The organism is Amycolatopsis sp. NBRC 101858 (assembly GCF_030269325.1).
In the GTDB taxonomy this organism is placed as follows: Bacteria; Actinomycetota; Actinomycetes; order Mycobacteriales; family Pseudonocardiaceae; genus Amycolatopsis; species Amycolatopsis ponsaeliensis.
The window spans coordinates 284,443-308,631 of the sequence record NZ_BSTD01000004.1 but is presented as its reverse complement, the minus strand read 5'-3'; the positions used below and the strand labels follow the sequence as shown (position 1 = coordinate 308,631).

Sequence of the window (24,189 nt, the reverse complement as noted above, 5' to 3'; positions counted from 1 at the left end):
GGAATCAGCCGGCCGTGCAGGTGCTGCCGTTGAGGGTGAACGAAGCCGGTGCCGGGTTGGACCCGCTGAACGTGCCGTTGAAGCCGATGCCGGTCGACGCGTTCGGGGCCAGCGTGCCGTTCCAGGCCAGGTTGGTCGCGGTGACCGCGGCGCCGGTCTGCGCGAAGTCGGCGCCCCAGCCGGGCAGGGTCACGCGCTGGCCGGCGGGGTAGCTGAAGGCGAGGGTCCAGCCGGTGATCGTGCTCGGGCCCGTGTTGGTGATGGTCACCGACGCGGTGAAGCCGTTACCGCCGCCCCAGGCGGGCGCGGAGTAGCCGATCTTGCACGTCCCCGTGCCGCCCGCGCCGGTCGTCACCGTGGCGGCCGCGGAGTTCGCCGAGACGTTCCCCGCCGCGTCACGGGCCCGCACCTGGTACCGGTAGGTCGTCGACGCCGTCAGGCCGCTGTCGGTGAAGGTGGTCGAGCCGGTCGTGCCGACCAGAGCGAACGAGCCGCTGCCGGTGGCCCGGAGGACGTCGTAGCCGGTGACGCCGACGTTGTCGGTCGAGGCGGTCCAGGTCAGCGTGGCGCCGGTGGCCGTCACCCCCGAGGCGACCGGCGTGCCGGGCGTGGTCGGTGCCACGGTGTCCGCGCTGCCCCCGCCGTAGATCGTGGCTTCCTTCGAGGTCTGGCGGACGCCGTTCGCGCCGTTGAGAAAGCGCTCTCCCCACGCGGTCAAACTGGCCGGGTCGAAGCCGTTGACCAGGTCGAGGTAGGCGACGTCACTGCTGTTGCCGCTCCACGACCAGCCGAGGTAGCCGAGGCCGCGGGCCTGCGCCTGGGCCATGATCGTGTCCTCGTCGGGGTTGCCGTCGGTGTGCATGTTCCCGAACTCGCCCACCACCAGCGGCAGGCCGGCCGTGCGGAAGGCGTCGAAGTACGCGGTGATCTCGGCCGCGGTGTCGTAGACGCCGTACATGTGGATCGAGAACACCGTGTTGTGCTGCGGGTCGGCGGCGAGCACCGAAGCGGCGTTGTCGCGCATGATGTTCTGCCAGTCCTGACCCCACATCGGCGCGTCGGCCATCAGCAGGTGCGCCAGGCCCGCGCCGCGCAGCCGGGTGATCGCACTGCTCGTGGCGCTCGCCCAGGTCGCGCTCACCTGCTGGTTGTTGCCGAACGGCTCGTTGCCCAGGTTGATGACGACGTAGTTCTCCTGGCCCTTGAGGGCACTGGCGACGCTGATCCAGTAGCTCGCGGCCTGGTCCAGGCTCGCGGCCGCGCTCTCCTCGCCGTAGCCGGTGGTGTCGTGGGCCTCCAGCACGCAGATCAGCCGGGACTGCTTGCACAGCGAGACGACGTTCGTGACCTCGGCCGCGGAAGTCGGTCCCCACCGCTGGCCGCTGCCGAGCACGACGCGCACGGTGTTGGCGCCGAAGGACTTGATGTCCGCGAACGCGCGGGTCTGGCCGGGGTACCAGGCGTACGGGTGGTTCACGCCGCGCATCACGAAGGCCGCGCCGTTCGCTTCGGCGACCTGGGTGCCGCTGACGTGCAGGCCCGCCGCCGTGGCGGTGGGCAGGGCCGCGACCAGCGCCGGGTACCAGCGGCTTTCCATCTTCTGGATGCCGGTGGTGCTGTTCGGGTGCACGCCGTCGGTGGTGTCGGCCGCGGTGTCGAACCCGGTCCACTGGTCGGCGACGGTGATCGGCGACGCGGCGGTGCTGTGCGCTTGGACCCAGCCGGGGATGGCGGCGTTCAAGTCGACCGCCCGCTGGGCGCAAGCCGCGCAGTTGGCGGGGTTCATCGGGATGATCTTGGCGACGACCAGTTTCGTCGCCGGGTTGCTCGCGCGCATCTGGCCGAGCAGCGTCGTGTAGGCGTCGAGGATCGTGCTCGCCGGGATGGCGTTCCAGACGTCGTTGGTGCCCAGGTGCATCAGGACGATGTCCGGGCGGGTGGCCGAGAGCCAGCCGGGCAGCTGGTTGTCCCGCACGATGCCGGTGGCGAGGAACCCGCCGTGGCCTTCGTTTTCGCCGTCGTAGGTGAAGCCACAGCCCTGGGCGGGGAGGGTGCCGACGAAGTCGACATCGGTGTGGCCGGTGTCCTGCAGGTGCTTCCACAGCAGCGCGCGCCAGCACCCGGGCGAACCGGTGATGGAGTCGCCCAGCGCCATGATCCGCGTGGGCGCGGCGGCTGCGGTGCTTCTGGCTTGGGGCAGGGCGACGAAGCAGGCGGCGAAGAGCAAGCCGACCACGAGCGCCCGGAGAACACGCCGGGTCATACCGACCTCCTGGAGGAATACGACAGGGACAGTCGACCTGGGAGCGCTCCCAGCACGGGAGTGTAACGGCTCGGCCACCCCGAGCGAAAGCACCGGGCGATTCGACCACGTCGTCGAAAGCGCTTTCAGTCCACAGTGGATGGTTTGGCTGCCGGTACGCCGACGGTCGCGAAGCCGGCCATCGCCGCGCCGCGGACCGTGATCGACGGCGGCGGCTTCGACCGCACCGGGCCCGCACCGTTGCGGCTCGACCGGGTGATCGTTCGCGCTCGAAGCGGCGAGTCGGCGACCCCCGGGAGCAAAGGCCGCATCGAAGCCGGCGGCGAGCCGGCCTGACCGAAGCACTCGAGCCGGGACACGTCCGCGCGTCAGCGCATGATCGTGGTGAGCACGTCGACGCCGAGCTGCATCAGCCGCGGGAGGTCCAGGCGGTGCTGGATCATCCGGCCGTCGCGGCGGGAGACCAGCAGGCCCGCTTCGCGCAGGCGGCCCAGGTGGCGGGAGACCTGCGGCACCGCCATCCCGGTGCGGGCGGCCAGGTCGGACGTCGTGATCGGCTCGTTGACCAGGTGGCGGCACAGGGACAGCCGGGCCGGGTCGGCGAGGATCGCCAGGCGCAGGCGGACCTGGGCCAGGGTGTCGCGGGCGCCGTCGCCCTCGACCGGGAAGTGGACCACCACCGGGAACCCCGGGTCGATCTTGACGATCAGGTGCGGCCGGGCATGCACCGACGGCACCAGCAGGCAGCGGCGGCCGCGCAGGTCGGCGTGCAACGACTGCAGCTTGTCGAACACCACCGACGGCGGGTCCTGCCGCGCCGCCGCGTTCGGGCTGAGCGAGGCCAGCGCCTCGGCGACCGGCAGCGCGCTGACCCGCGCCCGCACGGTCGCGCACTCGCTCTCCAGCCGGTGCGCCACACGTGCCCACTCGTCGGCGAAGAACTCCTCCGCGCACGCGCGCAGCACGTCCAGCAGGTCCGCGCGGAACGCCTCCGGGTCGCCGACGAGGTGCCGGGCCAGCTCGCCGCGGGCGAACGACCGCCGCTCGCACGCCACGACGTACGCCTCCCTCGCCGCCGCGTCGCCCAGCAGGTCGCCGATCTCCACGAAGCCACCGTGGATCGCCTCGGCCGCGGTCGCGGCGAAGGTGCCCACCGGGAGCTGCTCGATCCGGCCCAGCTCCTCCTCGAACGTCCGGCCCAGCGGCAGCTCGAACGGCAGCAGCAGCCGGCAGCGGCGGCGCGCCCACAGGGGCGCGTACGTCTTCAGCCGGCTGTGCAGGGCGGCCGAGGTGTCCGCGCGGACCCGGGTGAGCCACGGCCGCACCTCGAAGTGGTGCTCCGGCTCGGCGATCGAATGCAGGCACGCGAGCAGCTCGGCCAGCGGCGAGACCCCTGCGACGAGGTCGGCCGCCCGGGCCCCTTGCACGGTCAGCACCACCGACATGCGCCCAGCTTAGGCCCCATGCTTACCGCGGTCGCGGTAAGCGTCGGCAGCGGTGCGGGGAATCGGACCTAGCCTTCCGTGATCCGGCCGCCACCGCGACACGAGAGGCCAGGTCATGCTCGACTTCCTGCGCACCTTCTTCGACCTGCACGAGATCCTGGACGTCCTGCCCGCGCTGCTCACCGAAGGGCTGCGCAACACCCTGCTGATCGCCGCGCTGGCGATCGTCTTCGGCGTCGTCGCCGGGGTGCTGCTGGCGATGCTGCTGCTGTCCCGGCGGCGGCTGGTCCGGCTGCCCGCCCGGATCTACGTCGACGTCTTCCGCGGGCTGCCGGCGATCGTCACCGTCAGCCTGGTCGGCGTCGGCCTGCCGGCGGCCGGCCTGCGCCCGTTCGGCCGCGAGCCGCTCGGGTACGCCGTGCTCGCCATCGCCCTGATCTCCGCCGCCTACTCGGCCGAGATCTTCCGCTCCGGCATCCAGGCCGTCCCCGCCGGGCAGCTGCACGCCGCGCGCAGCCTCGGCATGCCCTACCTCACGGCCATGCGGGTGGTCGTCGTCCCGCAGGGCGTGCGCAACGTGCTGCCCGCGCTGGCCGGCCAGTTCATCATCGACGTCAAGGAGAGCGCACTGGTGTACCTGCTCGGACTCGGCTTCGGCCAGCGGGAGCTCTACTTCATCGCCCAGGAACGGCAGGCGGCGACCTACAACTCGTCGGCGCTGGTCGCCGCGGGCCTCTGCTACCTGCTGCTGACCATCCCGCTCACCTACGCGGTGAACAAGCTCGACAAGCGCATGCGCGAAGGCCGCCGCTTCACCGCGGTCCCGGCGGCGGTCGCGCCCGCCCCGGCGAAGGCGGCCGTCTGATGACCGCGGTGTCCGTGCGCGGCCTGCACAAGAACTACGGCCCGATCGAAGTGCTCCGCGACGTCGACCTCGACGTCGCCGCCGGCGAGACCGTCTGCGTGATCGGGCGGTCCGGCTCCGGCAAGTCGACCCTGCTCAAGTGCCTCAACCTGCTGGAGGAGCCGACGTCCGGGGAGATCCGGATCGGCGGCACCGAGATCACCGGGGCCGGGGTGGACGTCGACGCCGTCCGCGCCCGCGTCGGCATGGTGTTCCAGCACTTCAACCTGTTCCCGCACATGAGCGTGCTGAAGAACGTCACGGCCGCGCTGCGCCACGTCCGGGGCCTCGGCAAGGACGCCGCCGAAGCCTCGGCCATGACCCAGCTCGAGCGGCTCGGCCTGGCGCACCTGGCGCAGCAGCGGCCCGGGCGCCTGTCCGGCGGGCAGCAGCAGCGGGTCGCGATCGCCCGGGCCCTCGCGGTCGAACCCGAGGTGATGCTCTTCGACGAGGCCACCTCCGCGCTCGATCCCGAGCTGGTCAAGGACGTCCTCGACGTCATGCGCACCCTCGCCGGCTCGGGCATGACCATGCTCGCGGTGACCCACGAAATCGGCTTCGCCCGCGAGGTCGCCGACCGCGTGGTGTTCATGGACGACGGCCGCATCGCCGAAGCCGGTCCCGCCCGCGCCACCCTCGACGACCCGGAAACCCCGCGGCTGCGCGACTTCCTCGCCCGCGTCCTGTAACCGCCTCCCGAAAGTCCGGAAAGGACAGTCATGTTCCGCACCGCTGTCGCCGCGTTCGCCGGCGCCCTCCTGCTCGCCGGCTGCGGCAGCACCTCGTCCGCCGACGACCCGTACGGCCTGCTCGAACCCGGCACCCTCCGCGCGGCCACGGATTCCAGCCAGCCGCCGTTCGCCTACGGGGACCCGAGTGGCAAGCCCGTCGGCTTCATCGTCGACCTCACCGACGAAGCCGCCAAGCGGCTCGGGCTGAAGGTCGACTACAAGTCCACCACGGTGACGGCGTCGCTGGCCGGGCTGACCAGCCACCAGTACGACCTCGCCGCGTCCGGGCTCGGCGTCACCGAAGCCCGCCAGAAGAGCGTCGCGTTCACGAAACCGCTGTTCTGGAGCACCACCGCCGTCCTCACCGGGGCGAAGAACCCCGCCTCGAAGCTCACCGACTTCGCCGGCCGGAAGATCGGCGCGGTCACCGGGTCGACCCAGGAACCGTTCGTGCCGGCCAAGATGCCCGGCGCGGTCCCGATCGGCTTCCCCAACGCCAGTGCGGCGGTGAGCCAGCTGCTCAACGGCACCCTCGACGCGTTCGTCGTCGGCGGGCCGGACGCCGAGCAGTTCCTCAAGCAGTACCCCGCGCTGCGGCGGGCCGCCTCGGCCCCGGTGGAGCACCCGACGTCGATGGCCGTGCCCAAGGACCACGGGGCGCTGCTGACCGCGCTCGACCAGCAGATCGGCGCGATGGTCGCCGACGGCACCTACGCGCGGCTCTACCGCAAGTACTTCACCACCGCGCCGCTGCCCCAGCTCGTCGCCGCCTGGCCCGCGCTCGGCGCGCAGTTCGCGGGCGGGCTCTGATGGGCGGCTGGGAACGGCTGGACCTCCCCGGCGGCCGGGACTGCTGGCGGCTCGTGCTCGACGTGCCCGCCCGCGACGGCGTCGTCCTGGTCGCCGACCTCTACGCCGACCGGCCCGATCCCCCGCCCGGACCGGTGCTGCTCGAGCGCACCCCGTACGGCCGCCGGCTGTCCCGGCCGTCCGACGGCGTCCTCGGCCCCGACGACCCGCCGGCACCCGAGGTGGCCGCGCAGCGGTTCGTCGAGGGCGGGTACCTGGTCGTGCGCCAGGACTGCCGGGGCCGCGGCGACTCGGGCGGCACGTTCACCAAGTACCTCAACGAAGCCGAAGACGGCTACGACACCGTCGAGTGGATCGCGGCGCGGGACTGGTGCGACGGCCGGGTCGCGACGATGGGCGTCTCCTACTCGGCCCACGCGCAGGCCGCGCTGGCGTCCCTGGGCGCGCCCCACCTGGCGGCGATGTTCCTCGACTCCGGCGGCTTCGCCAGCGCCTACGAAGCCGGCACCCGGATGGGCGGCGCGTTCGAGCTGAAGCAGGTGACCTGGGCGTTCCACCGCGCCCGCACCAGCGCGAAGGTGCTCGCCGACCCGGTGCTGCGGGCCACCCTGGAGGCCGAGGACCTGCGGGCGTGGTTCACCCGGATGCCGTGGCGGCGGGGCGCGACGCCGTTGCGGTTCGTCCCGGACTACGAGGACTACCTGCTGGAGCAGTGGGAGCACGGGGTGTTCGACGAGTACTGGCGCCGGCCCGGCATCTTCGCCCGCGGCTTCTACGACCGGTTCCCGGACGTGCCCAGCCTGCACATCTCCAGCTGGTACGACCCCTACATCCGCACCGCCACCGAGAACTTCCGCGAGCTGGGCCGCAAGAAGCACAGCCCCGCCTACCTCGTGCTCGGGCCGTGGACCCACGGCGCCCGCAGCGCGCGGCACGCCGGCGACGTCGACTTCGGCCCCGAAGCACCGCTCGACGGGAACCTCGACGACGACTACGTGACGATGCGGCTGCGCTGGTTCGACGCGCACCTCGCCGGGTCCGGCGAGACCCCGCCGCCGGTGCGCTACTTCCTGATGGGCGGCGGCTCCGGGCGCCGGACCCCCGAGGGACGGCTCGACCACGGCGGCCGGTGGCGCACGGCGGCCGCGTGGCCCCCGGAAACCGCCGAGGACCAGGTGTTCCACCTGGGCGCCGACGGCAGCCTCGCGCGCACGCCGTCGCCTTCGGACCCGCCGTACCTGGAGTACGACTTCGACCCGGCCGACCCGGTGCCCACCCTCGGCGGCCAGGTCACCTCCGGCGAGCCGGTGATGAGCGGCGGCGCGTTCCACCAGCACCCCGACGAGCGCTTCTTCGGCGCGTCACCGCCGTTCCTGCCGCTGGAAAGCCGCCCGGACGTGCTGGTGTTCCAGACCCCGCCGCTGACGCGGGACGTCGCGGTCGCCGGGCCGGTCACGGTGCGGCTGGCCGTGTCGTCCACGGCGATCGACACGGACTTCACGGTGAAGCTGATCGACGTCCACCCGCCCAGCGCGGACTATCCGCAGGGCTTCGCGATGAACCTGACCGACGGCATCCTGCGCTGCCGCTACCGCGACTCGTTCGCCGAACCGGCGCCGATGGTCCCGGGCGAGGTGTACGACATCACGGTCGAGGCCCCGGACACGGCGAACCTGTTCCGGGCCGGCCACCGCATCCGGCTCGACGTGAGCTCGAGCAACTTCCCCCGCTTCGACGTCAACACGAACACCGGTGCCCGGGAGGTCGGTGACCGCCGCAAGGTGGTGGCGGCCAACCGGGTCCACGTGGGCGGGCGGTCGTGGCTGACGCTGGCCGTGCTGCCGGACGACGCCGGTGCGTGAGCCGTCGCCGATTACTCCGAGTGCACCAATACCCGGCCTCCCCTTCACCGGTTCGTGTGATTCAGGACGGCTTTGGGTATGTGGGCTCCATGGCTGTCAGAGCACCGGAGAGACCCGCGGCTACGCCCGTCGTGTCCACGCCCCGGCGGATCAACCAGTTCGCCCACTGCGTTCCGCTGTTCGACGAGCACAGCCGGCTGGCGGCCGAGGACCCCCGCCGGACCGGCCTGCGCGACCGGCTGATCACCGAGCACCTCGAGCTCGCGGAGAACATCGCCAAGCGCTTCGGCGGCCGTGGCGAGTCCTTCGACGACCTCGTGCAGGTCGCGCGGACCGGCCTGATCCACGCCGTCGACCGCTTCGACCCCGGCAAGGGCCGGGACTTCCTGTCCTTCGCCGTGCCGACGATCATGGGCGAGGTCCGCCGCCACTTCCGCGACACCGCCTGGTCGATGCGCGTGCCCCGCGGGCTCAAGGAGCTGCAGCAGACCCTCGCCCGGGCGACCGGCGAGCTGGCCCACGACCTCGGCCGTTCCCCCACCCCGAGCGAGCTCGCGGCGCACCTCGACATCGACGTCGAGACCGTCCGGGAAGGACTGCTCGCCGCGGAGGCCTACAAGCCGGCGTCGCTCGACGCCCCCACCCGCGGCGGCGACCACGGCACGGTCGCCGACCAGCTCGCCGACCGCGAATCCCCGTACGCCAAGGCCGACGACCACCTGACGTTGCAGGCCGCGATGGCGGTCCTCCCGCCCCGCGAACGCGCCATCATCGAGATGCGGTTCGTCGAGGAGCTCACGCAGAGCCAGATCGCCGAGCGGGTCGGCGTTTCGCAGATGCAGGTTTCCCGGCTGCTGACGAAGACGCTCCAGCAGCTGCGCGGCCGCATCGTCGAGGAGTAGCGCCGCCCGGAGGACCGGATTCGCAGGATGGCGGACACGTCCCCGCCGCTCCGGCCGCGGTCGCGCCATGCTTCCGGAAGTCCCGGGTCGCCGTGATCTCGACGGCGGCCCGCGAACCCGTAGGCACATCAAGGAATCGGAGCACGGGCGTGCACTTTCGGCAGCGTGGTTTCTCCGTGGCACCACCGGTACCGGGGCTCTCCTTCGGCGACTTCGCCACCGGACGGCAGGTCGTTCTCGTGGACCGCGATCCCCGTTTCAGGAACGCTCCTCCTTGAGGTAGCGGGCCAGCTCGGTCACGGTGGGCCGGTCGAAGACGACGGTCGCCGGCAGGTCCCGGCCCGACCGCGCGGCGAGGCGCGTGCGCAGCTCGATCACCGTCAACGAGTCGAAACCCAGCTCCGGGAACGGCTGGTCGTCGGCGATCACCGCCGCGTCCGGGTGGCCGAGCACCGCCGCGACCTCCACGCGCACCAGCTCGCGCAGGTCCGGCTCGGCCGGGTTCGCCGGCCAGGCGGGCGGCGGTGCGGCCGCGCGCGAACCGGCGGCCGGCGGGGCCATCGCCGCCGACGGGTCGAACCGGGCCGGCACCAGCACCGGTTCGGCCGAGCCGAGCGCCGCGTCGAACAGCGCCAGGCCCTGCTCCGCCGTGAGGCCGCCGACGCCGGACGCGTGGATCCGCCGCCGGGCCGCGGCCGAGATCCGGTCACCGAGGCCGGTGCCCAGCTCCCACAGCCCCCACGCCAGGGACAACGCGGGGAGCCCCGCGGCGCGGCGGCGGCACGCCAGCGCGTCCAGGGCCCGGTTGGCGGCCGCGTAGTTGGCCTGCCCCGCCTTGCCGAACACGCCGGCGATCGACGAGAACAGGACGAACGCGGTCAGCGGCAGGTGCCGGGTCAGCTCGTCGAGCACCAGCGCCGCGTCGACCTTCGGGCGCAGCACCGTGTCCAGGCGCTCCGGCGTCTGCGCGGCCAGGACGCCGTCGTCCACCACGGCCGCGCTGTGCACGACGGCCGTCAGCGGCGGGTCGCAGCTCTCGACCAGCGCCGCCATCGTGGCCCGGTCCGCGACGTCGGCGGCGACGATCCGCACCTGCGCGCCCAGCTCGGCCCGCAACTCTGCCGCGCCGGGGGCCGCCGGTCCGCTCCGGCTCACCAGCAGCAGGTGCCGGACGCCGTGCTCGGTCACCAGGTGCCGGGCCAGCACCCGGCCGAGCGCGCCGGTCCCGCCGGTGACCAGCACCGTCCCTTCCGGACCGAACGGCCGTCCGTCCGACGGCGCCGCCCGCCCGATCCTCAGCACGTGCGGAATCCCCGCGCGGACGGCGATCTGCGGCTCCGCGCTGCCGCCGGTGAGCCCGGCCACCCGTTCCACCGGGAAGCCGGGCTCCAGGTCGGCCAGGGTGATCCGGCCGGGGTACTCCGCCGCCGCGGCACACCCGAAGCCCCAGGCCGCCGCGGCGGCGAGGTCCGGATCCGGCCCGGTCGCGTTCCTGGTGACGAGGACGAGCCGGTCGCCGCGCTCCTGCCAGTCGTGCAGGACGGCGAGTGCCCGGCCGGTCGCCGTCCGGACGTCGCCGGGTTCGATTTCCACCACCCGGACCGGTTCCCGGGCCGCGACCGGCGTCGTCGGAATCCACTGTGGACGGTGGAGCATCGTGTCCCGCGGCGCCATCGGCCGGGTCAGCAGGGATTCCACGCGAGCGACCGGATGGCCGTCTTCGCCGTACAGCTCGACGCGGACGGCGCCGGGGCCGAGGCGGACGCCGTGCACCCGCGCCCGCCGCGCACCGGGGGCGTAGACCTCGACGCCGCTCCACAGGAACGGCACCCTCGGCTCGGCCCCCGGTCCCTCGGCGAGCGCCGTCGCGTGCACGGCCGCGTCCAGCAGGACGGGGTGCAGCTCGAACCGCCCGCCGACGTCCGGCGCGAGTTCCACCTCGGCGAAGAACTCCTCGCCACGCGTCCACAACCGGTGCACGGCCTGGAAAGCGGGCCCGTAGGCGTGCGCGCGGTAGGCCTCGGCGACGTCGACGTCCACCGCGCCCGGCGGCGGCCATTCGCCGGTCCGGCCGTCGGGAAGGGCGCCACGCGGGCGCAGCTTCCCGGAGGCGTGCTTCTGCCAGCGCTCCTCCGCCGGACGCCGGGCGTACACGTCGATGCGCGGCCCGTCCACGACGACCTGGACGTGGACGTCCTCGGTCGCGTCGAGCCGCAGCGGCGCTTCGATCGTCAGCTCGTCGACGGCCGCTCCGCCGGCGTGCAGGGCCAGGTCGACGAACGCCGTGCCGGGCGCCAGGACCGCTCCCCCGACGACGTGGCCGGCGAGCCACCGCTGCCGGCGGACGCCGAGCGAACCGCCGTGCACGACCCGCGGCGAGTCGGGCGCGACCAGGGCCGGGCCGAGGACCGCGTGCTCCCCGCCGGCCGGCTCGAGCGACGGTGACGGCGGATCGAGCCAGTACCGGGTGCGCTTGAACGGATACGTCGGCAACGGCGTGATCTGCGCACCGCTTCGGGCGAACACCGCGGTCCAGTCGACGGAGACTCCCGCGGTGTGGACCGCGCCCACGGCCGTCAGCACTCCGGCGCCGGACATCGTCGCCGCGGTCACCGGCAGCGCGTCGGCCGCCGAGCGGCCGAGCACGGGCGCCGGACCGATCTCGAGGCCGATGACCGGGCCGGATGCGGCGATCGTCGCGAGCGCGTCGGCGAACCGCACGGCCGAGCGGGCGTGCCGCCGCCAGTGACCGGGCTCGAGCTCGTCGACGAGCAGCCCGGTCAGGCCCGATACCAGCGGGATCGATGGCCGGTGGTGCTTCAGCCCGGTGGCGATGTCGTGGAACTCGTCGAGCATCGGTTCCACAAGCGGCGAATGGAACGCGTGGCTGACGCGCAGCCGCGTCCCGCCGCCGAAGCGTGCGGCCAGAGCTGTGGTCGCCGCGTCCGCGCCGGAAAGGACGATCGCGCGCGGGCCGTTGACCGCGGCGATCGCGAGGCCGTCACCCAGCAGCGGCGCCACTTCCGCCTCGGCTGCTTCGACGGCGATCATCACGCCGCCTTCCGGCAGCGCCGCCATGAGCCGGCCGCGCGCGGCCACCAGCGTCGCGGCGTCCGTGAGGGACAGCACTCCGGCGACGTGCGCGGCGGCGATCTCGCCGATCGAGTGCCCCGCCAGCACGTCCGGACGCAGCCCCCAGGACTCGAAGAGCCGGTACTGGGCGACTTCGAAGGCGAACAACGCGGCTTGGGCGTGGTCGGTGCGGTCCAGCGCCTCGCCACCGGCCTCCGCGATCTCGCGCACCGGGCCGCCGACCGCGTCGCACGCCTCGCCGAACGCGCCGGCGAACACCGGGAACAGCGCGGAAAGTTCCCGTCCCATCCCGGCGCGCTGCGCGCCCTGCCCGCTGAACAGCAGGGCCAGCCGGGTCCCGCCGCGCACGGTCCGGCCGGGCACCCGGCCTGCGGCGACCGCGCGCAGGGCTTCCGGGTTCCCGGCGGGCACCAGCACGCGGTGCGCGAGCGGCGTCCGGCGGGCCAGGGTGAAGGCGACGTCCACGGTGTCGGGGGTGTCGGCCAGGTTCGCGGCAACCTGCCGCAGCCCCGCGTCGTCGGCCGCGCTGAGCAGCCAGGGCGCCGCCGGAAACGCTTGCGGTGCGGGGACTTCCGGTGCCGGCGCCTCTTCGACGAGCACGTGCGCGTTGGTGCCGCCGATCCCGAAAGCGGACACCCCGGCGCGGCGGACCCGGTCCGCGCGCGGCCACGGCCGTGCTGCCGCCAGCAGCGCCACCCCGCCGCCGGCCCAGTCGACGTGCGGGCTCGGCTCGTCCGCGTAGAGCGACGGCGGCAGCTGCTCGTGCTGCAGGGCCGCCACCACCTTGATCACGCCGGCGACCCCGGCGGCGGCCTGGGTGTGGCCGATGTTCGACTTCACCGAGCCGAGCCACAGCGGGTCGCCGCCCCGGCCTCGCCCGTACGCGGCGATCACCGCCTCGGCCTCGATCGGGTCGCCCAGGGACGTGCCCGTCCCGTGGCCTTCGACGGCGTCGACGTCGGCCGCGGCCAGCCCCGCGTCCGCGAGCGCCGAAGCGATGAGGGCCTGCTGCGCGCGCCCGTTCGGCGCGGTCAGCCCGTTCGACGCGCCGTCGGCGTTCACGGCCGAGCCGCGCAGGAGCGCGAGCACCGGGTGCCCGTTCCGGCGCGCGTCGGACAGCCGCTCGAGCAGGAGCACGCCGGCGCCCTCGGCCCAGGCCGTGCCGTCCGCCCCGGCCGCGTACGACCGGCACCGCCCGTCCGGGGACAGGCCGCGCTGGCGGCTGAACGCCAGGAACGTCCGCGGGGTCGCCATCACCGTCGCGCCGCCCGCGACCGCGAGCGAACACTCCCCCGCGCGCAACGCCTTCGCCGCGAGGTGGAGGGCGACCAGCGACGACGAGCAGGCCGTGTCGACGGTGAGCGCCGGGCCGGTCAGCCCGAAGGTGTAGGAGATCCGGCCGGAAGCCACCGCGTGCGACGACCCGATGCCCAGCCACGCCTCGAGCTCGTGGGGCGTGGTGAACCGGCTCGCGTAGTCCTCGTTCATCACCCCGACGAACACGCCGGTGTCGCTGCCGCGCAGCGTCCCGGCGTCGATGCCGGCCCGCTCGAACGCCTCCCACGACGTCTCGAGCAGCAGCCGCTGCTGCGGGTCGGTCGCGAGCGCCTCCCGCGGCGAGATGCCGAACAGGCCCGCGTCGAAGTCGCCCGCGTCGTCGAGGAACCCGCCGCGGCGCGTCACCGAGCGGCCGATCCGGTCCGGGTCCGGGTCGTAGAGCTCGCCGGTGTCCCAGCCGCGGTCGGCCGGGAACTCCCCCGTCGCGTCGACCTGGTCCACCACGAGCCGCCAGAGGTCTTCCGGCGAGCGCACGCCGCCGGGGTACCGGCACGCCATCGCCACGATGGCGATCGGCTCGGCGGCGGGCGCCGGCGGCGCCGGTGCGGGCGTGCTCGCCGTGCCCGAGGCGAGCCGGGCCAGCTCGGCGATGACCTCGCCGGGCGTCGGGAAGTCGTAGATCAGCGAGTGGCTGACGGGCACGCCGGTGAGCGCGGTGATCCGGTGGCGGAATTGCACCCCGGCCAGCGACGACAGCCCGAGGTCGGTGAAGGGCCGGTCCCGCCAGCCGTCGCCGCCGTCGTGGCCGCACAGCGCGATCAGCTCGGCCCGTACCACCGCGGCGAGGTCCGGCAGCGGCTCCGGCGTGCTCGTCAGGACGTTCCGCCGTGGCTTGCCCGACGGCGTCCGCGGGACCTCGTCGACCTCGATGTAGGCGACCGGCACCTTGTACAGCGACAGCCGGCTCAGGCACAGCTGCCGCAGCTCTTCGGCGTCGAAACCGCCCGGCCCGGGCACGACGAACGCGACCGGCACCGCCCCGACGACGTCGTCCGGCCGCCCGGCGACCAGGACGTCCCGCACCGACGGCGACTCCTCCAGCACGGCCTCGATCTCGGTCGGGTACACCTTCTGGCCGCCGCAGACGATGACGTCGTCCACCCGGCCGTCGAGCAGCAGCCGGCCGCCTTCGAGCCGCCCCGCGTCGCCGGTGGGGTACCAGCCGTCACGCACCGGCGAGGCCTGGCCGTGGTAGCCGAGCATCAGGCCCGGGCCGCGGACGAGGACCTCGCCGTCGTCGATCCGGATCTCCATGCCTGCCACGGGTGCGAGCCCGGTCGCGCCGGGCGTCTCCACGGCGATCTTGCCGCCCGTCTCGGTGCTCCCGTAGCCGTTGCGCACGTCGGTGCCGAACAGCTCCCGGACCGCGGCCCGGGTCGCCGGCGTGCACGGCGCGCCGGACGTCAGGCACAGCCTCGGCGTGCCCAGCGGACCGTCGTGCTCCTGGCGCAGGCGCAGGTAGGTGGCCGGGACGCCGGCCAGCACGCAGCCGGGGTGGGCGGCGAGCAGGTCCGGGGTGAGGCCGTCGGCGAACCGCGTGTGGCAGCCGACCGCGATGGTCGCGACGAAGGCCAGCGACAGGGCGTAGGCGTGATGCGTAGGCAACGGCCACAGGAGCGTGTCGTCCGTGGTGAGCCCGTACATCGGGACGTAGCAGGCGGCGGTCGACCACAGCATCGCGCGCTGGGAAAGCAGGACGCCCTTGGGACGGCCCGTGGTGCCGGAGGTGTAGAGCAGCCAGGCCGGTTCGTCGAGACCGAGGTCGTCTCGCGGTGGCCGGGCTCCGGGCTCCGGCGGGTCCTCGACGAAGAGGACGCGCAGGCCGAGGCGGTGCGCGAGGTCGGCGTGGCGTGCCTCGGTGATGAGCAGGGTCGCGCCGGAATCGTCGGCGATGTGGGCGAGCTCGGCTTCGGTCGCCCGCGTGCTGACCGGAACCGCGACGGCCGAGGCCCGCAGCACGGCCAGGAGAAATTCGGCGTACTCGACCCGGCTGCCGACGTGGACGAGCACCCGGTCGCCGCGCTCCACGCCGAGCGCGCCGGCGTACTCCGCGCTGCGGGCGGCGAGCTGTCCGAAGGTGATGGTCCGCGTGCCGTCCGAGTAGGCCGGCCGGTCACCGGGGTGGGCGGACAACGCGGCGGTGAGCGGCCGGACGAGCCCGGCCCGGATTTCTTCCACTGCTCCGGGTATACCGCAGTTTTCGCTTCGACGGCCACGGGGACGTTTCCGCGACGCCCGGGTGACGGCCGACTGCGACGCTGTCCAGGGTTCCCGTCGCGGGAGGAGAGCCGTCCCATGCCGCCGCCACCGAGGGCACGCGCGAAGCTCCCCGCGCTGACGGTGGACGCGGCGCCGGCGGTCGTCAAGGAGCGCCCGCCGCGGCCGAAACCGGCCCCGCTGCCGCCGTCGAACGCGGCGGCGCTGGCCGCGCTGCGGGCCGGTGACAAGAAGCCGCTCGCGGACCCGTCGCGGAAGGAGTCGCAGGACAAGGTCGGCAACGGCGCGGTGGCGGCGGGCCTGGCCAGGAGTCCGGGTGCCGATCCGAAGTTCGCGGTGCTGAAGAAGGACGTCGCGCACAAGAAGCACACGGTCGCGAAGTCCCATCCCCCGGCGAACAAGGAAGCGACCTCGGCGCAGGCCGCCTCGGTGCCGCCCAAGGACGACGAGGTCGCGCAGGGCAAGACGGCCAACGCCGAGAAGATGAACGAGGCCAAGCCGAAGGACTTCGACAAGGAAGCGTTCGTCAAGGCCGTCGAGAAGGCCATCGCCGAGAAGGCGCCGAAGAACCTCGAGGAGGCCGACGAGTTCTCCGAGTCCGGCAAGCCGGCCGAGGTCAAGGCCGAAGTGGCCGACAAGGTCGGCGAGGGCAAGAACGACTCGGCCGAGCAGATCGCCGACACGACCGCGGCGCCCCCGGACACCTCGGCCGCGGAGGTCAAGCAGGTCGTGCCGATGACGGGCGACCGCCCGCCGGGCACCCCGGCCACACCCGACCCGGCGAAGGCGACGCCGGACAAGCTGCCGCCGTCGGCGACCGACATGTCCGCGGGCCCGGCCGCCGTCGACAAGCAGCTGGCCGAGAACCAGGTCACCGAAAAGCAGCTGTCGACGGATCCGGCGTTCAGCCCGGCTTTGAAGGACAAGAAGGCCGCGGAGAAGCATTCCGAGGCGACGCCACCGGAGCTGCGCAAGAACGAGTCCCAGCAGCTGCACCAGACCACGGCGCAGGCCAAGCACTTCGGCGCGTCCGCGATGGGCGCGATCACCGCCCGGCGGGCGGGCGCCGGCCGGCTGGTCGACCGCGGGAAGGAGGCCACCAAGAGCGACGACCAGGACAAGCGCGCCAAGGTGACGGCCATCCTGCAGAAGGTCTTCGACACGATGAAGACCGACGTCGAAGGCATTCTCACGGGTCTCGACAAGCTCGTCGACGACCAGTTCACGAAGGGCGAGAAGGAAGCCCGCGACGCGTTCACCGCCGAGCACCGGCGCAAGATGGACGAGTACAAGGACCGGCGCTACAGCGGTGGCTGGGGCCTGGTCAAGTGGGGCCACGACAAGCTGTTCGGGCTGCCGGAGGAAGCAAACCGGATCTTCGTCGAGGCCCGCGACCACTACGTCAAGGCGATGCGCACGGTCATCTCGGGCGTCGCGGACACGATCGGCCGCGAGCTGACGCGGGCCAAGCAGCGCATCGCGACGGGTCGCACGGAGCTGCAGAAGGCCGTCGACAGCCTGCCGAAGGACCTGAAGGCACTCGGCAAGGAGGCGGCGGCCGGGTTCGCCGACAAGTTCGACGAGCTGACCCAGTCGGTCGACGACAAGAGCACCGAGCTGGTCGACACGCTCGCCACGAAGTACACCGACGCGGTGAAAGCGGTCGACGCCGAGATCGCCGAGGAGAAGGAGAAGAACAAGGGGCTGGTCGACAAGGCTCTGGACGCGGTCAAGGGCGTCATCAAGACGATCCTCGAGCTGAAGGACATGCTGCTGGGGGTGCTCGCGAAGGCCGCGCACGCGGTGATGGGCATCCTCCGCGATCCGATCGGCTTCCTGGGCAACCTGGTCTCGGCGGTCGGCGGCGGGCTGAAGCAGTTCAAGAACAACGCGGTGACGCACCTGCAGCAGGGGGTGTTGTCGTGGCTCCTGGGCACGGCGGCAACGGCGGGCATCGAGCTGCCGAAGAGCTTCGACGCAGCGAGCATCCTCCTGATGATCGCCAGCCTGCTCGGCTTGAGCTGGGCCAACCTCCGAGCGCGCATCGCCCGCAAGGTCCCCAAGGAGGCCATGGCGGCGATCGAGGCGGGCGAGCACGCGCTTCCCATCGTGTTGGAGGTCCGAAAACGCGGAATCCGCGCTCTGTGGGACGACCTACGCGATCGCGTCGGCGACTTGAAGAAGACGTTGATCGACAACCTGGTGTCGTATCTGCTACCGACGATCATCATGGCCGGGATCACGTGGATCATTTCCCTGTTCAACCCGGCGTCGGCGTTCATCCGCGCGTGCAAGATGATCATCGACATCATCAAGTTCATCGTGACCAACGGTCGTCAGATCATCGAGTTCGTGAACACGGTGCTGGACGCGGTGATCGCAATCGCCAAGGGCGGGGCCGGCGGGGTGGCCGGGCTCGTGGAGAAGGCTTTGGCTCGGTCGATCCCGGTGTTGATCGGGGCGTTGGCGGCTTTGCTGGGGATCGGCGGGATCGCGGGGAAGGTCAAGGAGATCTTCCAGAAGCTCGCTCGGCCGGTGAACAAGGCTATTGACTGGGTGATCGGGAAGATCGTCGGGTTGGCCAAGAAGGTTTGGGCCAAGCTGAAGGCTCTCGGCAAGAAGGTCAAGGACAAGTTCAGCAAGAAGCCCGAAAAAACGCCATCGAAGGACGAGCCGCGCCCGGACAGCAAGCGGCCGACGGTCAAGGTTCCATTCGCCATGGCGGGCGAGTCTCACACGCTGACCTTGGCGCCGCACGGGGACGACGTCCAGGTGACGATGGCGTCAACCCAACCCCACGACCTGGAAACGATGTTCAGCCGGGCGCACAGCCGGCTCATCTTCTTCAAGCACTATATCGAGTCGATCAAGGATCCCGGTATCAAGCAGAGGTATGAGGAGCACATACTCCCCAGCATCGACTCGTTCGTTCAAGAGCACGTGATGACCTACCGCGCGATCTACAAGAAGTGGTACCCGGGGCCCAGCGCACGCCCACAACGCGAGCCGGATGCCCTCGCCGCCATCCGCGACATGACCGACGCCGCGCAGCTCCGACTGCAGAACTTGAACAAATGGGCAGCGAAGACAGGCATAGCCGACCTGTCTCCCGAGCGGATAGACGAGACGATAAACACCAAGGGCTGGGAAATCTGGGAACAAGAGTGGCTGAGCAAGAAAAAGCGCATCGCGGATATCGTCGGCGGTTTCAAGTACAACAGCAACCCGATATCCTACCGAGGTAGCGTCCTTACCGGTTTCCGTGGTCGACAAAAAGGGCTCACCGCGTTCAACGTCAGGAACTTCGACGTGGATATGTATGTGGTCGACGCCGCCGACTTCAACCGCATCGTGACGAGCATGGGTGGCAGAGCCCGGCGCAGCTGGATCGCCGGCGACGCGGTGCACGCGCCGGAACTGCTGCGGCTCAGCACCCGGGTCTCGGCCGCATTGGGCGGTGAATTCCCCGAAGTCGAGGGGATCGGGGACTCCAAGGTCGTGCTCCGGCGAACCGAACCCGGCTGATGATCAGCGTGCGACCACGGCAACGACCTAGCGTAGACTGCCCGACCGGGATGACCACGATACCGAGCCCGGAGGTTTGATGCCCAAGGTACTCGAGTTCTCGGTGCGAACGAGAGCATCCGACTCACTCGACGACGTGAGAAAGTCGATCGAAGGCGCGTTCAACATCAAGTTCGCCGAGGGTGAATACGAGTTCGCCCCCGCCTACGTCTCGAACCTGCTCGGCATGATTGTCGGCTTGTTCCAATGGGGCGAGGACTACTTGCTGGAAACCAGAATCGAAGACATCCGATTCCTCGAGGCAGCCGAAAAAAGGCGGTTGGAGCCGGTGCGAGTGAGTGAACCGGTGGCCAACATGCTCACCATCATCGGGCCGTACAAGTGGCGGATCGCTACACCGGAGGATGAGGCAAAGGACCGCGCGATCGGCGAAGAGCTCGACCGTCAGCAGCTCGACGACGAAGCACCGCCCACGTGGGGTGACCGACTTTGACCCAGCCCCGGTGGACATGGCACATGTCGCATCGGCTCTCGAACACCCGTCAACAGCCGGAGCAGGTGTCCTTCTTCGGTACAGCCATCGGGACCACCCGCATCGCCGCCCCGGCGATCGCCGCATTCCCCACTCGGTCCTGCCCAGCCGCCATCGTGGACGCCAAATGCGACGGCACCGTCTTGGACGACCCATCCATCGCCGTCTTCGCAGCCTGCGCATTCCCGACCACCGCCGGCACCAGGACGAGCTTCTGGTGGCCGCGATCGGAAGCAGAGGCAGTCCGCAACTCCTGCGCCGTCACCGGGGCCGCCGGCTTCGTCTGCGGGGGTACCAGCTCAGGCATGGGAACTCCCCTCGGTCAGAAGCCCAGCATACCGGCCCAGCTCGGCCGGGCGGAACAACCGAGCCTCCCGCTGGAACTGCCGCGATACCCCGAGGACCACGTGCCGCATCAAGATCGACTCGCAAGCTGAGTCAGCCGCAGCAAGAGCCGCCGTGCGGGCCGCCGACGTGATGCCCGCTCCCGTCATGTCCAAGCGGCACAACGCCTCCAGGTCGACCTCCGGGGCCAACGGCGCCTCCGGGGGGAATGCCAGCTGCCACAAGCGACGGCGCTCCGCCAGCCCCGGCCGGGGAAAGTGGACCACGAAGTGGAACCGGCGGGTGAACGCCGCGTCGATATTCTCCTTGAGGTTGCTCGTCAAGATGATCAGGCCGTCGCTCGCTTCGAGGCGCTGCAACAGGTAGCCGACCTCCAGGTTGGCGTAACGGTCCGTCCCCTGCTTGACCTCGCCGCGCTTGCCGAACAGCGCGTCGGCCTCGTCGAACAGCAGGACCGCGTGGCTGTCCTCCGCCTGGCGGAACACCTCCTCCATGTTCTTCTCCGTCTCGCCCACCCACTTCGACACCACCTGCGCCAGATCCACCTTCAGCAGCTCGAGCCCCAGCATCCCGGTGACGACCTCCGCTGACATCGTCTTGCCCGTGCCCGGTTCGCCGGTGAACAGCGCCTTCACCCCGCCGGTCGACGCGCGCCGGGCGAAACCCCACGACTCCGCGATGCGCGGCCACGCGCGGAACGCCGATGCGATCTCGCCGATCTGGCCCAGCTGGGCCTCCGGCAGCACCAGGTCGTCCGGCGTGCGGCGCGGGGTGATCGCCTGCACGACCCCGCTCGTGCGCCCCCGGGTCACCGTCGCGATCGCCGGCTCCACGTGCTCGCTGCCCGGGCGGCCGTTGCCGGCCAGGCGCGCGCCGGCGTCCGCGACCGCCGCCACCGCGCGAAGCTCGCCGCCGCTCATGCGGTAGCGGGCGGCCAGGTCCGTCAGCACCTCCGGATCCAGCACCGGGAACGCCGACGACCACATCTCGCGGCGCTCCGGGAAGTCCGGCGCCGGGATCGTCAGCTCCGCGTACGTGCGGGAAGCCAGCAACCCGGGCGGGCGCCACGGGTTCGTGCCCGTCAGGCACAGCGGCACGCTCGAGCGCACCAGCGCCTCGTCGTACGCGCGGTCCGTCGGCAGCCACAGGATCGCGTCCAGGGCGGCCGCGGTCCGCAGGTCCTGCGCCACGTCGGCGGTCACGCGCCTCAGCGGCTTCCCGGCCGCGGCCGCCAGCGCCTGCGCCGCGTCGATCTGGCTGTCGGCCGGGCACCCCCACAGGCCGACCACGTCGACGTCGCCCGCGGCCAGCGCGCGGCCGAGGGTGCCCAGCCGCTCCGAGCGGAGGTACGGGGACGCCACCTGCCGCTCCGGTCCGGTCACCTCGCCGGGGTCGTGGCCGAGGATCCCGACGTCACCGCCCCAGCCCATCAGGTACTCGAACACGCCGCCGCCGAGGGCCAGCTCCCGGGCCGGCTCGCTCGGCGCTTCGCCGTACGCCTGCAGCAGGCCGTAGCGGCGCAACCGGCCCGCGGAGCCCAGCGCCCGGCGCGCGGCCAGGCGGTCCGCCGGAGTCTCCGCGACGACCGTGACCAGCAGCTCCACGCACGGCGCCCGCCGGTTCAGGTTGTCCACGACGTACGCGTAGACGCGCTCGTAGCCCGGGTCCAGCTCCGGCGCGGCCACCAGCAGCAGCGCGTCCTGCTCGACCCGGGACAGGCCGTAGCGGGTCGCGAGGGCGTCCAGCGGCAGCGTCACCCCGCGGGCCGCGGCCAGGCGGCGCAGGTGCTGCTCGGACTCCGGGTCCGGGCTCGGCCCGGAGGGCGGCTCGGTCATCGCCTCGGTGAAGGCGTCCACGCGGTCCAGCAGCGCGTCGACCTGCTCGTCCGTCACGCAGAACGGCGTCAGGTCCGGGCGCGTCAGCAGCGCCGCGGCCTCCGCCTGGCGGGCGACGGCGACCCGCAGCGCCTGGTGCAGCTCCGCCAGGCGCACCCGGAGGTGCTCGACCGCCAGTCCGCTCATCTCAGCCGCCGGAGAAGGTCAGGGTCCGGCCACCCAGCCAGACCACGTTCGGCACGTCGGCGAGGGCGCCACCCCGCCACAGGTCCGCGTGGCGGCGCCCCAGGGGGATCTTGACGCGCACCGCGTCCCGCTCGAACCGCACCGTGGCCTCCAGGTCGGCGAACCGGGTCAGCGTCAGGACCGGCGTGTCCCCGCCCCACAGCTGCCCGGCGATCACGCCCAGCGCCAGGGACGCGGCGAGCGCGGTGCTGTGGTCGAGCGCGTGGTCCCCGGCCAGGGGCAGCGCCCGGTGGCCGGCGAACAGGGTGCGGGTCAGCTCGTCCAGCTGCTCGGCGGGCAATCCCGCCGCCAGCCGGGGTTCGACCCCGCCGGTCGTCCACAGTGGAGTCCGCGACCGCAGCCGGGTCAGCGGGTCGTCGCGCAGCGGGCGCGCGTCCGTCAGGAACCGGACGCCCGCCGCCGCCAGCTCCCGCAGGCACGCCGGCGGCAGCGGGCCGTCCCGGACCAGGACGGGTGGCCGGCCGCACGCCGCCCAGTGCGGCAGCAGACCCTCCACTGTGGACACCCAGGCCATCGGGTAGAGGCCGGGGGTGTCGACCAGCAGCAGGCCGTCGTCGACGCCGGCGACCAGCAGCGGAGCGCCGGGTTCGTGGCCGCGGCACAGGGACAGCGCCAGCACGCCGTCCAGCACCGGCAGTGCGGGGCCGGCCCGCCGGGCGAAGGTGGTCAGGTCCGGTACCGACTCGAGGCCCGCGAACGTCGCGGCCGCGAGGTCGTCCTCGGGCGTCCGCCGCCAGCCCCGCTGCGGCTCCCCCAGGACCTGGTACGCCAGTGCGGCGGCGAACAGCGGGGCGTCGCCGGGCAGGTCCACTCCGGACAGTGCCGGGCCGATCACGTCCAGGTAGCCGGTCCGCGCCAGCGGGCCCGCGAGGAGGAACGGCAGCACCGAGCCGACCCTCGTCTCCCCCGCCGGTCTCGGGACGGCGGTCACCCCACTGGACGCGCTCTCGCCGACCGCAGCGGCGGAACCGGTTTGCTCGCCGGTTTCCCCGCGCGGCGAACCCAGCAGCTCGAGGAGTTCCGCGCGCGTCACGGGCGGCCCGGGGAGAGCCAGCCGACGGGCAAGTTCCGCCACCGGTCCCGGAGTGCCCGGATCGGCCGGCTCGCCGGCGTCCTCGGCGAGCAGCGCGGCCAGGTACCGTCGCACCGTCTCCTCGGGGAGCAGGGCGAGCAACGCGGTCAGCTCGTCCCGTGCGGTGAGTTCCTCGAACAACGCGGCCACCGTCGGGGCCGGCACGTCCGCGGCGAGGACGGGCAGCTCGGTCGCGGGGTCCGTTGTGGACGGTTCGACGGATGGCCCGGCCGGCCCCGGCGCCGGCACGGGTACCGGCGTCGGGACCGGAGCGGACAGCGGGTCCGCGCTCGCTGCCCGGTCGAGGACGAGATTCGCCGGCACCAGCGCCCCGCCCCCGCGTGCGGCCAGCCGGACGGACAGGCGCACCGGCTCGGTGATCTCCAGGTCCGGGCCGTCGCCGGTGAGGTGCTCGCCGAACTCCGCGGCCAGCAGGTCCGGCAGCGCGTCGAGCACGCGCTGGACGAGCCCCCGCGGGTCGGGTCCCCAGCTCCACCCACCGCGCCGGACCACGCGCACCGCGCAGCGGTGCACGGTGATCTCGCCGCCGGTGGGGGCGCTCACTGCTTCTCGACCTCGTCCAGCCGGCCCGCCCGGCCCGCCACCAGCAGCAGCACGGCGTGCGTGCCCGCGCTCACCGTGACCGGGATCGTCACGTGGCCGGTGTCCTTCGTGATGGTCCCGGTGATCGGCAGCGTCCCCTGCCCTTCGGAGACCAGCGCGAACACCGCGGTGTCCTGGGCCGCGTCCCCCGGCAGCGCGACGAGCAGCCCGGCGCCGTCGAACGTGGGCGGGTCGAGCGCCGGCAGTTTCGCCAGCGCGGGCTTGGGCGGCTGGCCCGGCGGCCGGACGACCCCGTACGCGAGGGGGTCGACGAACACCTCCGGCTGGTCGTCCGCCTCGTGCACGGCCAGTTCCCGGCCCGGCAGCGACAAGGTGGCCGCGCCCGCGCGGACCGGCAGCGCGGTACCGACCAGCGCGTCCACCGCCGGCACCGGGACGTCGATCGCCTTGACCGCACCCACCACGACTCCGGTGCTCGACTCGTACACCGCGAAAACACTCACCC

15 protein-coding genes are annotated in these 24,189 nt (G+C 72.6%); 8 read left to right on the top strand and 7 right to left on the bottom strand.

What is annotated here, in order from left to right; genetic code table 11:
* Positions 1 to 4 precede the first annotated feature (4 nt).
* Complete coding sequence (locus QSK39_RS30125; protein WP_285481219.1) at positions 5 to 2,263, bottom strand: cellulase family glycosylhydrolase; 2,259 nt, start codon at positions 2,261 to 2,263, stop codon at positions 5 to 7.
* A 144-nt stretch (positions 2,264 to 2,407) separates the two neighbouring features.
* On the opposite strand from QSK39_RS30125, the gene QSK39_RS30120 reads away from it, so the two are divergent.
* Positions 2,408 to 2,599 carry a hypothetical protein gene (locus tag QSK39_RS30120; RefSeq protein ID WP_285481218.1) on the top strand — a complete coding sequence of 64 codons (192 nt, stop codon included), beginning with the start codon at positions 2,408 to 2,410 and terminating at the stop codon, positions 2,597 to 2,599.
* Positions 2,600 to 2,631: 32 nt separating this feature from the next.
* Here QSK39_RS30120 and QSK39_RS30115 read toward each other — a convergent pair whose 3' ends face one another.
* Complete coding sequence (locus QSK39_RS30115; protein WP_285481217.1) at positions 2,632 to 3,708, bottom strand: DUF5937 family protein; 1,077 nt, start codon at positions 3,706 to 3,708, stop codon at positions 2,632 to 2,634.
* A 115-nt stretch (positions 3,709 to 3,823) separates the two neighbouring features.
* Between QSK39_RS30115 and QSK39_RS30110 the strand changes: the two genes are divergently transcribed.
* The 5 genes from QSK39_RS30110 to QSK39_RS30090 all read left to right on the top strand — a co-directional run bounded on the left by QSK39_RS30110 (position 3,824) and on the right by QSK39_RS30090 (position 8,917).
* Positions 3,824 to 4,573 (top strand): amino acid ABC transporter permease, encoded by a 750-nt coding sequence (locus tag QSK39_RS30110; protein WP_285481216.1) that lies wholly within the window; start codon positions 3,824 to 3,826, stop codon positions 4,571 to 4,573.
* Positions 4,573 to 5,301 carry an amino acid ABC transporter ATP-binding protein gene (locus QSK39_RS30105; RefSeq protein WP_285481215.1) on the top strand — a complete coding sequence of 243 codons (729 nt, stop codon included), beginning with the start codon at positions 4,573 to 4,575 and terminating at the stop codon, positions 5,299 to 5,301. Before QSK39_RS30110 ends, QSK39_RS30105 begins: the two co-directional genes overlap by 1 nt.
* A 30-nt stretch (positions 5,302 to 5,331) precedes the next feature.
* Positions 5,332 to 6,153: an ABC transporter substrate-binding protein gene (locus QSK39_RS30100; RefSeq protein ID WP_285481214.1), complete on the top strand. Its 822-nt coding sequence runs from the start codon at positions 5,332 to 5,334 to the stop codon at positions 6,151 to 6,153.
* Complete coding sequence (locus QSK39_RS30095) at positions 6,153 to 8,015, top strand: CocE/NonD family hydrolase (RefSeq protein WP_285481213.1); 1,863 nt, start codon at positions 6,153 to 6,155, stop codon at positions 8,013 to 8,015. Before QSK39_RS30100 ends, QSK39_RS30095 begins: the two co-directional genes overlap by 1 nt.
* 89 nt (positions 8,016 to 8,104) lie before the next feature.
* Entirely contained in the window at positions 8,105 to 8,917 is an 813-nt protein-coding gene (locus QSK39_RS30090; protein ID WP_285481212.1) for a SigB/SigF/SigG family RNA polymerase sigma factor, read from the top strand.
* 258 nt (positions 8,918 to 9,175) lie between these two features.
* Here QSK39_RS30090 and QSK39_RS30085 read toward each other — a convergent pair whose 3' ends face one another.
* Positions 9,176 to 15,526, bottom strand: coding sequence for a type I polyketide synthase (locus QSK39_RS30085; protein WP_285481211.1), 6,351 nt, complete (start codon positions 15,524 to 15,526; stop codon positions 9,176 to 9,178).
* Positions 15,527 to 15,643: 117 nt separating this feature from the next.
* On the opposite strand from QSK39_RS30085, the gene QSK39_RS30080 reads away from it, so the two are divergent.
* Both QSK39_RS30080 and QSK39_RS30075 read left to right on the top strand, forming a co-directional pair.
* Entirely contained in the window at positions 15,644 to 19,090 is a 3,447-nt protein-coding gene (locus QSK39_RS30080; protein WP_285481210.1) for a hypothetical protein, read from the top strand.
* A gap of 79 nt (positions 19,091 to 19,169) precedes the next feature.
* Positions 19,170 to 19,583, top strand: coding sequence for a hypothetical protein (locus tag QSK39_RS30075; protein ID WP_285481209.1), 414 nt, complete (start codon positions 19,170 to 19,172; stop codon positions 19,581 to 19,583).
* 49 nt (positions 19,584 to 19,632) lie between these two features.
* Here QSK39_RS30075 and QSK39_RS30070 read toward each other — a convergent pair whose 3' ends face one another.
* From QSK39_RS30070 to QSK39_RS30055, 4 genes are read right to left on the bottom strand one after another with little or no spacing between them, the layout of a single operon-like run.
* Positions 19,633 to 19,929: a hypothetical protein gene (locus tag QSK39_RS30070; RefSeq protein ID WP_285481208.1), complete on the bottom strand. Its 297-nt coding sequence runs from the start codon at positions 19,927 to 19,929 to the stop codon at positions 19,633 to 19,635.
* Entirely contained in the window at positions 19,922 to 21,988 is a 2,067-nt protein-coding gene (locus tag QSK39_RS30065; RefSeq protein WP_285481207.1) for an ATP-binding protein, read from the bottom strand. Before QSK39_RS30065 ends, QSK39_RS30070 begins: the two co-directional genes overlap by 8 nt.
* A gap of 1 nt (position 21,989) precedes the next feature.
* Positions 21,990 to 23,684 (bottom strand): hypothetical protein, encoded by a 1,695-nt coding sequence (locus QSK39_RS30060; protein ID WP_285481206.1) that lies wholly within the window; start codon positions 23,682 to 23,684, stop codon positions 21,990 to 21,992.
* Positions 23,681 to 24,187: a hypothetical protein gene (locus QSK39_RS30055; RefSeq protein WP_285481205.1), complete on the bottom strand. Its 507-nt coding sequence runs from the start codon at positions 24,185 to 24,187 to the stop codon at positions 23,681 to 23,683. The genes QSK39_RS30060 and QSK39_RS30055 overlap by 4 nt, the downstream gene beginning before the upstream one ends.
* Between the last annotated feature and the right edge of the window lie 2 nt (positions 24,188 to 24,189).

What these genes read in the sequence shown, in the direction of transcription:
- QSK39_RS30125 (WP_285481219.1), bottom strand. Translation starts at nt 2,263, where the DNA reads ATGACCCGGCGTGTTCTCCGGGCGCTCGTGGTCGGCTTGCTCTTCGCC.
- QSK39_RS30115 (WP_285481217.1), bottom strand. Translation starts at nt 3,708, where the DNA reads ATGTCGGTGGTGCTGACCGTGCAAGGGGCCCGGGCGGCCGACCTCGTC.
- QSK39_RS30110 (WP_285481216.1), top strand. Translation starts at nt 3,824, where the DNA reads ATGCTCGACTTCCTGCGCACCTTCTTCGACCTGCACGAGATCCTGGAC.
- QSK39_RS30105 (WP_285481215.1), top strand. Translation starts at nt 4,573, where the DNA reads ATGACCGCGGTGTCCGTGCGCGGCCTGCACAAGAACTACGGCCCGATC.
- QSK39_RS30100 (WP_285481214.1), top strand. Translation starts at nt 5,332, where the DNA reads ATGTTCCGCACCGCTGTCGCCGCGTTCGCCGGCGCCCTCCTGCTCGCC.
- QSK39_RS30095 (WP_285481213.1), top strand. Translation starts at nt 6,153, where the DNA reads ATGGGCGGCTGGGAACGGCTGGACCTCCCCGGCGGCCGGGACTGCTGG.
- QSK39_RS30090 (WP_285481212.1), top strand. Translation starts at nt 8,105, where the DNA reads ATGGCTGTCAGAGCACCGGAGAGACCCGCGGCTACGCCCGTCGTGTCC.
- QSK39_RS30080 (WP_285481210.1), top strand. Translation starts at nt 15,644, where the DNA reads ATGCCGCCGCCACCGAGGGCACGCGCGAAGCTCCCCGCGCTGACGGTG.
- QSK39_RS30075 (WP_285481209.1), top strand. Translation starts at nt 19,170, where the DNA reads ATGCCCAAGGTACTCGAGTTCTCGGTGCGAACGAGAGCATCCGACTCA.
- QSK39_RS30070 (WP_285481208.1), bottom strand. Translation starts at nt 19,929, where the DNA reads ATGCCTGAGCTGGTACCCCCGCAGACGAAGCCGGCGGCCCCGGTGACG.
- QSK39_RS30065 (WP_285481207.1), bottom strand. Translation starts at nt 21,988, where the DNA reads ATGAGCGGACTGGCGGTCGAGCACCTCCGGGTGCGCCTGGCGGAGCTG.